Raw genomic sequence first — 8,774 nt, 5'->3', positions numbered from 1 at the left:
AATTTATCCCGCATTAACGGGTAGTAAGATCCCCACCTCAAAATTCAGCGGAAGCAAAGAAGTTAAGTGAGGGATCAACTGCCAATAAAAGCTCGATTGGTTCAACTAATAATAAGTGGGGATAAACACCTCACCAATTATTAAAGTTTCACTTTATAAAATCAACAAAAGCGTTATTTTAGAAAAAAAGGTGACTCAGCAATTCTGTCAGCCGAGTCACCCAGTACTATCGATCCAAATAATATTTTTTATATGTAGTTATAGCGGTTTCTTAGCGGCAAACTCAAAATGGCAGTCGAAGAACAAAGAATTTTATTTTAGAAAGTATTAGATTTTACTATGTTAATGCTACAACAGCAAGAGTTAAGCCCAACGTATTTAATGTATTAGAATATGGTCCTACATTAACAGTAAGAGTACTTGTTATACCTAAAGGTGTAGTGAAAATAGCGGGTGCTGATACAGAAGTGAATCCTGCAGTATATCCCAAAGAAGTACCAGAGCCAATGATTGGATTATTATTCAAATACATAGTGATACCTGCCGAATTACCTCCTGGTTGAATGATAACTTGCACTTCATAGATTGCCAAATAGGTTCTTCCACCTTCAAGTAAAACAGTTGTTGGTGGTGTGAATGAGATTGCCGTACCATTAGAATTTACCACGGTATCTAGTGGAATCGCAGAATTTACAGAAACTATTGATGGGGTAGTTTGAACAACATTTAAACTGTTAACCGTGGGGGATGGACAAGTGCAAGGTTTGTGAATGTTAGAGTTATTATCATTTTGGTAATTCACAAATAATCAAGCTCCTTTGCGTAAGATAATTTTTTATCCTATATAAAACGTAGCTTTTTTGTATCTAAGTTATTTTTAAAGAGAAGTTGAATATTGTTGGTCAGTTAAATCTTAAAATATTTGATACTCTGTGATTTCAAAGTATATCTGATAAATATATATGAAAGTTTTTTTAAGGACATTACTGTAAGTTAGGAAACATAATAAAATCGTTATTTAAAACTGTTCATGAAAAAAGAGCACCATCAAAAGTGCTCTTAGAAAATACATTTTATATTCTGTTTTGAGCTACGATTTTAATATTCTCTGGTGGAATGATATCTTGAATTTTTTCTTTTAAATCTACTTGGACCATTTCTTCAAGATGTTCAAGTGAAACTTCAAAGTTTATACATTCCGCAGATGCGATGCTTAATAAAGAATAATTTTCATTCTTTTTAACGACAAGATATTGCGATTGATCTGTTATTACTATACACCCTTGTTGAATGCCTAATTTACGATCGTTTTCAAAAGTCATAAATTCATTCTTGATATACATGATAATAGTATAAACTCTATATTTCTTTTAATAATTTAGGGTTATATCTTTTCTGCGTTAGCTGCTTTTAACCACGCTTCGTAAAATGCTGTAACTGATGCATAACGTTCTGCACGATTTTTATTTACAGCACGATACGCTACCTCATATAATTCCTTACTTGCTTTCCATTTTATAAAAGAACGATCGTTTTCACCGCCTAAAAGTGAGAAAGCCATTGCTCCCATATTAAATACATTTGTTCTTTCATCGATTGTTGCGTTTAGTTCAAATTCCTCTGGTGACATAAAACGGGAGGAACCCCATAGCCGGCCCATTTTATTTATGTAAGGTTTCTTACTGTATAAATCTATATCACAAATTTTTGTTTCGTTTGTATTAAAATTATATAAAATACTACCGTCATAAAAATCTATTGCTACATAGTTTTTCTTTTCTACATAAGTATGGAAAGAAAAAATGGAATGTAAGGAATGAATTCGTTCTATAGCAGATAAATGCCTAAATTTATAAAATGGTGAGTTTGGATTTTTATATTTTTCAGGAGGTGGGAAACTCCAATGCGAATGAAGACATTCACCATCAAACCAATCGAAAATTAATACATATCCAGATTGAACTGGAAAATGATCAATTAGTCTTATGAGCGATTCATGCTTTAAATCTTCATAGATAGTAACTGAATTTTTTAGCCTTTTAATAGCATCACCCGTTGTTCCTTCATATGCAATTGTTTGTGCTCCTGCGTATTTGATAAATTTCTTGTGACCATCTTTTTCTACACCAAAACTTATATTACCTGAGTCTTGCTGGTCAAAAACTGCAAATACGGTCCCTAATTTAATAAGCCAATCAAAATTATGATATTCTTTTAATTGGAATGTTACACTATTTAACTGAATTTCGACGGAATTATTTTTCATAGATTACCTCACATTTAATATAATTAAGTTGTACATTCCACTATTCGACATATTTTATGGAAATCCTATGCTAACAATATAAAATTTTATAAATATAATAATAAATACTTATAAAGAGGTGAATACAATGGATCAACAAATTGTTATTAAACCGTATCAAAAAGACTGGGTTGAAGAGTATATAAAAGAAAAAGAGAAATTCTGTTCCTTGTTAGGACAAGAAATAATTGCTGTTGAACATATAGGAAGCACAGCAGTAGAAGGATTAGGAGCTAAACCTCTTATTGATATGATGATTGGCGTAACAGAATTGCAAATAACTGAAAAGTGGATTGAAGTTCTATCGGAAATTGGATATGAGTATGTTCCAAAAGATGCAACCAATTGGCGTTTTTTTAGAAAGGGAAAATGGAGAGCAGGTACTCATCATTTGCATGTTTATATTTATAATAGTGACGAGTGGAGAAACAATATTTTATTTCGTGACTTTCTAATACGCCATGAATGGGCACGTAAAGAATATAGAGAATTAAAAGAGATGCTTGCTATTACATATGCCTTTAATCGCGTTTCATATACAAAGGCGAAAGCGCCGTTTATTCGAAAAATATTAGAATTGGCTAGAATTCAATGAATTTATAGATTCTTATCTAATTAGTTTTGAAACCTCTTCCTATACTTTTTATAGGGAGGGGATTTTTTGTTTTTTCATGACTAAATATATAATTTCTAATTATTGGAGGCAAACTATTTTATTTATTTTGATATTTCTAGTACATTGGAAATATTAAGGGGGAATTAAGCTATGAAAGCTATTGTACATCAATATAAAAAAGGATTAGAGGGAGTAGGATATAAATTTTCACCTAAGATAAGTCCTAGTGCAGGTGAAGTAAAAGTAAAGTTAAAAGCTGCCGGGTTAAATCATAGGGATTTATTTATTATAAATAATAGAAAAGAAATGGATCTACCATTAGTAATAGGGTCAGATGGATCAGGAATTGTTACAGAAATAGGAGAAGGAGTTTCAAATATTACACTACATACAGAAGTTATTATTAATCCTAGTATTGGATGGGAACATGCTACTGAAGTACCGAAGTTACCGGAAGTGCTAGGTGGGCCGAAAGATGGAACGTTTGCTGAATATGTAATTGTACCAGTTGAAAATGTTGTAGAAAAGCCGTCATATCTTACTTGGGAAGAATCAGGTGTTTTATCTTTATCCGCATTAACTGCATATAGAGCGCTTTTTACTAAAGGTAGATTGAAGCGCGGCGAACACGTTTTAATTCCGGGAATAGGCGGTGGTGTTGCTACATTTGCCATGTTATTCGCGAAAGCAATTGGCGCAAAAGTGAGTGTTACTTCAAGGGTAGAGAATAAAATGGAACTTGCTGCAAAATATGGTGCAGATATTTCTTTTCATAGTGCCGGAAATTGGGAAGAGAGCTTACAAGGTGAAAAAGTAGATTTAATAATAGATAGTATAGGTCCAGCAACTTTTTTGAAATATTTTGATGTATTAAAACCAAACGGAAGAATCGTGAATTTTGGTGCAAGCTCAGGAGATAAAATTGAATTACCATTACGCGCGCTATTTTACAATCAAATTGATATTATGGGAACATCCATGGGTAGCAGTGAGGAATTTAATGAGATGATAAAGTTTATAGAAAAACATCAAATTAAACCAATTATTGATAAAGTTTACTCGTTAGAAGAAGCAATTCGAGCACTAAGCCGTATGGAACATGGAGAACAATTTGGAAATATTGTACTTCAAATGAATTAAAAAATATGATTTTACAATTAGTATATTTAAATGAATATGTTATGTATTCCAAACATGAAAAAAATACGAATCGCCTTATTATAAAGGTTTACGAACTTTATACATAAATAGCGTATAAAATTTGTTTTATAATTGTCACATGAGTAATAGTAGAATGAGAAATATATGAGAATAGTTTAAGCCCATTTTCATAATGGTATTGTATACTGTGTAAATCAAGAACACTTGTAAGTAGGGAGAGAGTATTATGAATTACACAGTATTTCAGTGGTTTAATAATTTTGCTGATTCATCCAAACTATTAGATACGATAATGGTTGCAATTACAAATAGCGCTGCATACGTAGCCGTTCTATTTATGCTTATCTTATGGTTTAATAATGGAAAGAAAGAGAATGCAATTAGAAAACAATATACAGTTTTATATACGACGCTTTCGGTTATTATTGCATTAGTAGTAAATGTTCTTATACACGCAGTATATTACCATCCGCGTCCGTTCGTATCACATGATGTACACCAATTAGTGCCACACGCAGCAGATTCATCATTCGTTAGCGATCATTCTGTACTTGTATTTTCAATCGCCTTCGTATTTATTCTTAGAGGCGAAAAACTGAAATATATCGCGCTATTATGGGCAGTGCTAGTCGGTATATCACGTATGTACGTAGGTGTTCATTATCCTTTAGATATACTTGGTGCAGCATTCTTAACGCTTATTACGAGCGCTTTAGTAATGCAAAGTACACGTATGTTTGAACCAATAGCGAAATTCGTATTCAAAATGTATGCATTAGTAGCGAGACGAATTCCTTTCTTAGCAAAATATAACCATATCGCATAATTTTCTTATAAAAAGTTCCCCTTTGGAAATCCAGAGGGGAACTTTTTATAGTAAATAAGAAAAGAGTTTAGAGTGATATGCAATCAAGTTTTGGTGAAGTTAATATTCAGAAATTTCACGCACCGTATTTTAATGAAATAAAACAAAAACAAAAAATAACAATAGTTAGTTTCGTATTGTTTTAAAGGAATTAAAAAGAAAACTTCGAAACATATAGTATCGTAAACAAAAACTACAAATTATAAAACGCATCTTCGTACGAATCCATTCCAAAAGAGAGGAGATAAGTATGCAAAAACTTCAAACGAATAAAGGCGCTCGATATATGATGATTGCTTTTATTGTTTTGTTTCTTATTATGATTTTGCGTATAGTCTATATTCAGGCAGTAGGAGTCGTGCATAATGTAAATGTAAAGGATCTAGCGGATGAACAACATAATAAAAAGGGTATTTTAGAAGCGAATCGTGGCACTATCTATGACCAAACGGGAAAGGTGTTAGTACAAGATTCTACAACATATCGAGTTGTTGTGAATTTAAAAGGAAAAGATAAAGTGAAAAATAAAGATGAAACCGCACAACAATTAGCCGATGTGCTTGAAATTGATAAAGAAGAAGTATTAAAAAACTTTCATGAAGGGCGTACGCAAGTTGAAATTGGGAAAATTGGTCGGAACTTATCTAGGGAAACGAAGGAAAAAATTAACGATTTAAAAATACCAGGTGTATCTTTTATGTCGGAAAAAGCAAGAGTGTATCCGAATGAAGATTTTGCATCCTATATACTGGGTTTTGCTAGACCAGATGATAAAGGGAATACGGAAGGAAAGTTTGGGCTTGAAAAGAGTTTGGATAAATATTTGCGCTCTACAAACGGGAATATAGAATATGTGGGTACACGAAGGGGGATTCCGCTTACAAATGATATAGGTAAAGTAGAACCTGCTAAAAATGGGAATAACGTGTATTTAACGCTTGATAAACAAATTAATAGCTTTTTAGAAGAAGCGATGAACAAAGCACAAGAGCATTATGATCCTTCTATGTTAATTGGAATTATTGCTGATCCAAAAACAGGAAAGGTTTTAGCGATGTCTAGTAAACCTAGTTACAATCCTAATGTAGGTGATATCGAATACTTTTTAAATGATCCGATTGCAAATGCATATGAACCAGGTTCAACTATGAAAGTTTTTACGTTAGCAGCTGCCATTAATGAAGGTGTATATAACGGAAAAGAATATTTTCAATCTGGAAAATATTCCGTTGGTTCCTCTGATATAAAAGATCATAATGGTGGATTTGGATGGGGATCAATTACATTTGATGAAGGTTTTGAAAGATCATCAAACGTAGCTTTTTCTATTTTAGAAGATCAGTTACTGAAACCAAATAAATTTAAGCAATATATGAATAAATTTGGATTCAATCAAAAAACAGGAATAGATTTACCTGGAGAAAGTAAAAATACTTTATTATTAAATACGCAAATTCAACAGGTTACAACTTCTTTCGGTCAAGGTTCTACAGTAACTCCGATTCAATTAATCCAAGCGGCTACTGCTATAGCAAATGACGGGAAAATGATGCAACCATATATCGTTGATAAAGTTGTAAATCCAACAAATAAAGAAGTTATTATGGAAAATCAACCGAAAGAAATTGGGAATCCGATAAAAAAAGAAACAGCGGACAAGGTTAGAAGCTTAATGGAGCGTGTTATAACATCTTCAAAAGGAACTGGTACAATGTATAAAGTGGATGGTTATCCAATTGGAGGTAAGACAGGAACAGCACAAATCCCGAATCCTGAAAACGGCCGATATATGGAAGGGAAAGAGAATTACATTTTCTCCTTTTTAGGAATGGCTCCAATTGATGATCCGGAGTTAATCGTATACTTAGCTATTAAGCAGCCAAAGTTAAAAGGAGATGAGTATGGAGCTCAGCCTCTTGCTGAAATATTTAAACCTGTTATAAAAAACAGCCTTGAATATTTAAAGGTGAAACCGTATACCGAAAAACAAATAGCTGATGCAGCGAAACAATCTCAATTAAAAGGACAAAATTATGTAAATCAATCGATGGGTACAGCAGAGAAAAGTGTAGAAAAAGAGAAGCTACAGCCAATAATTTTAGGAGAAGGAAAAATAATAAAACAATATCCACAGTCTGGCGAGGTAATGAGTGAAGGTGATCGTATATTTTTATTAGGGAATAACGCACAAATGCCAAATGTAAAAGGTTGGTCCATGCGTGATGTTATGTATTTCTCTAAGCTTTTGAAATTAGATTTGAAAACTTCTGGTACAGGTTATGTAACGAGCCAAAGTATTGAAAAAGGACAAGATTTACATGAAGGAGATACACTAGAACTAGAATTAGAACCGCCGTTACAACCGTTAACAGAGGCGAATACGAATTAATTCAAACTTGTTGAAGAACCTATATCCAATAGGTTCTTTTTTAAAAATTTATGAGTAATTTCACGCACCGTATTTTTTAGAAAAAATAATAAATAAAATACTTAACAGTTACTAAAACAAAAAAACTTACATATATTGAAATTAGAACGATTGTTCAATTTTTGTATTAAACGATGGAAGGAGTCTACATTGAATAAAAGACGATATGATAGTGATTTAGCCAAAGAAATAATAGGAGAAAAAGCGATAGAGTTATTTTCCTTAAAAGGGTATACAAAAACCTCCATTGATAACATTGCTAAAGCCTCTGGTTATAGTAAAGGACATATATATTATCATTATAAAAATAAAGAAGAATTATTTGTTTATTTAGCTAAAGACAGTATGAAAAACTGGCATGATAAATGGAAAATGGCAGAAAAACAGTATACAAACGCAACTGAAAAATTATATGGAATGGCTAAATTTGTACTTTATAATTACAAAACGCCGTTATTAAGAGCGGGGCAAGAACTTGCCTCTGATCCGAGCACGAATCCTTCTACAGTTCAACAACTTTATGGTTTAGCTGTTGTCCCTTTAAAGGCATATCAACAAATTTTAGATGAAGGTATAAAAAGTGGTGAGTTTTATATGAAAAATGTTGAGGGTTCATGCCTTTTATTAGGTTCATGGCTAGGTGGATTATGTCAATTCATTCATTCAATTGAAATGGAGAAATTAGAAGTTTTATTTGAAGAAGCTATTAAAATTTTTTTACTCTCTATTTCAAACAAATATATGTAGCGTGACACGCGAATTAGAACGATTGTTCAAATCCTTACACTCGTCCGTTTTCATTATATGTATAAACAACAGGAGGTTATTTATATGGATGAGCAAAGAGTCGCAATTATAACTGGCGGCGCTTCTGGTATTGGTAAAGCTTTAGCCATTCAATTAGCAAATAAAGATATATTTGTAATTATCGCTGATATTAATGAAGCCTGTGGCCAAAACCTTGTGAATAATATAAAAAATAATAATCAACTAGCTAGGTTCGAATATTTAGATGTTACTAACGCTGGATCCGTAGAAGAACTTATTATAAAAATAGTTAATGAGTTTGGTAGAATTGATTATATGTTTAATAATGCAGGAATTGCTATGTATGGAGAAGTATACGATATGTCTTTGGATGATTGGAAACATATTATTGAAATAAATTTATTAGGTGTAATTTACGGAACACAATTGGCTTACCAATTCATGAAAAAACAAGGATTTGGTCATATCATTAATACTGCTTCTGCAACTGGTTTAGGACCAGCTCCCCTTTGTACCGCGTATGCAACAACCAAACATGCTATCGTAGGTTTAACAACTTCATTACATTATGAGGCGGAAGAATACGGTGTAAATGTAAGTGTGCTTTGTCCAACTTTTGTAGATACACCCA

General features: G+C 32.4%; 9 protein-coding genes. 6 read left to right on the top strand and 3 right to left on the bottom strand.

What is annotated here, in order from left to right; all coding sequences use genetic code 11:
* Nucleotides 1–337 precede the first annotated feature (337 nt).
* The 3 genes from GBN78_RS26985 to GBN78_RS26975 all read right to left on the bottom strand — a co-directional run bounded on the left by GBN78_RS26985 (nucleotide 338) and on the right by GBN78_RS26975 (nucleotide 2,266).
* Entirely contained in the window at nucleotides 338–802 is a 465-nt protein-coding gene (locus GBN78_RS26985) for a hypothetical protein (protein ID WP_152127899.1), read from the bottom strand.
* A 271-nt stretch (nucleotides 803–1,073) separates the two neighbouring features.
* A complete protein-coding gene (locus GBN78_RS26980) occupies nucleotides 1,074–1,322 on the bottom strand; it encodes a hypothetical protein (protein ID WP_000142299.1) in 249 nt (82 codons plus the stop codon).
* A gap of 62 nt (nucleotides 1,323–1,384) precedes the next feature.
* Complete coding sequence (locus GBN78_RS26975) at nucleotides 1,385–2,266, bottom strand: protein kinase domain-containing protein (protein ID WP_000794851.1); 882 nt, start codon at nucleotides 2,264–2,266, stop codon at nucleotides 1,385–1,387.
* 127 nt (nucleotides 2,267–2,393) lie between these two features.
* Here GBN78_RS26975 and GBN78_RS26970 point away from each other — a divergent pair, with 127 nt between their 5' ends.
* The 6 genes from GBN78_RS26970 to GBN78_RS26945 all read left to right on the top strand — a co-directional run.
* On the top strand, nucleotides 2,394–2,900 hold the full coding sequence (locus GBN78_RS26970) for a GrpB family protein (protein WP_098939631.1): 507 nt from the start codon (nucleotides 2,394–2,396) through the stop codon (nucleotides 2,898–2,900).
* 171 nt (nucleotides 2,901–3,071) lie between these two features.
* Complete coding sequence (locus tag GBN78_RS26965) at nucleotides 3,072–4,061, top strand: zinc-binding dehydrogenase (RefSeq protein ID WP_098939629.1); 990 nt, start codon at nucleotides 3,072–3,074, stop codon at nucleotides 4,059–4,061.
* A gap of 247 nt (nucleotides 4,062–4,308) precedes the next feature.
* On the top strand, nucleotides 4,309–4,908 hold the full coding sequence (locus tag GBN78_RS26960) for an undecaprenyl-diphosphatase (protein WP_098939627.1): 600 nt from the start codon (nucleotides 4,309–4,311) through the stop codon (nucleotides 4,906–4,908).
* Nucleotides 4,909–5,197: 289 nt separating this feature from the next.
* Complete coding sequence (locus tag GBN78_RS26955) at nucleotides 5,198–7,336, top strand: penicillin-binding protein (protein WP_098939625.1); 2,139 nt, start codon at nucleotides 5,198–5,200, stop codon at nucleotides 7,334–7,336.
* A 189-nt stretch (nucleotides 7,337–7,525) separates the two neighbouring features.
* Entirely contained in the window at nucleotides 7,526–8,122 is a 597-nt protein-coding gene (locus GBN78_RS26950; RefSeq protein WP_001042683.1) for a TetR/AcrR family transcriptional regulator, read from the top strand.
* 84 nt (nucleotides 8,123–8,206) lie between these two features.
* The coding region (locus GBN78_RS26945) for an SDR family oxidoreductase (protein WP_152127898.1) at nucleotides 8,207–8,774 on the top strand (568 nt) is incomplete at its 3' end.

Source organism: Bacillus sp. B2-WWTP-C-10-Post-4, from assembly GCF_009183805.1.
Classification (GTDB): Bacteria; Bacillota; Bacilli; order Bacillales; family Bacillaceae_G; genus Bacillus_A; species Bacillus_A cereus.
The sequence above is the reverse complement of the archived record's forward strand: the minus strand, read 5'-3'. Positions and strand labels throughout refer to the sequence as shown.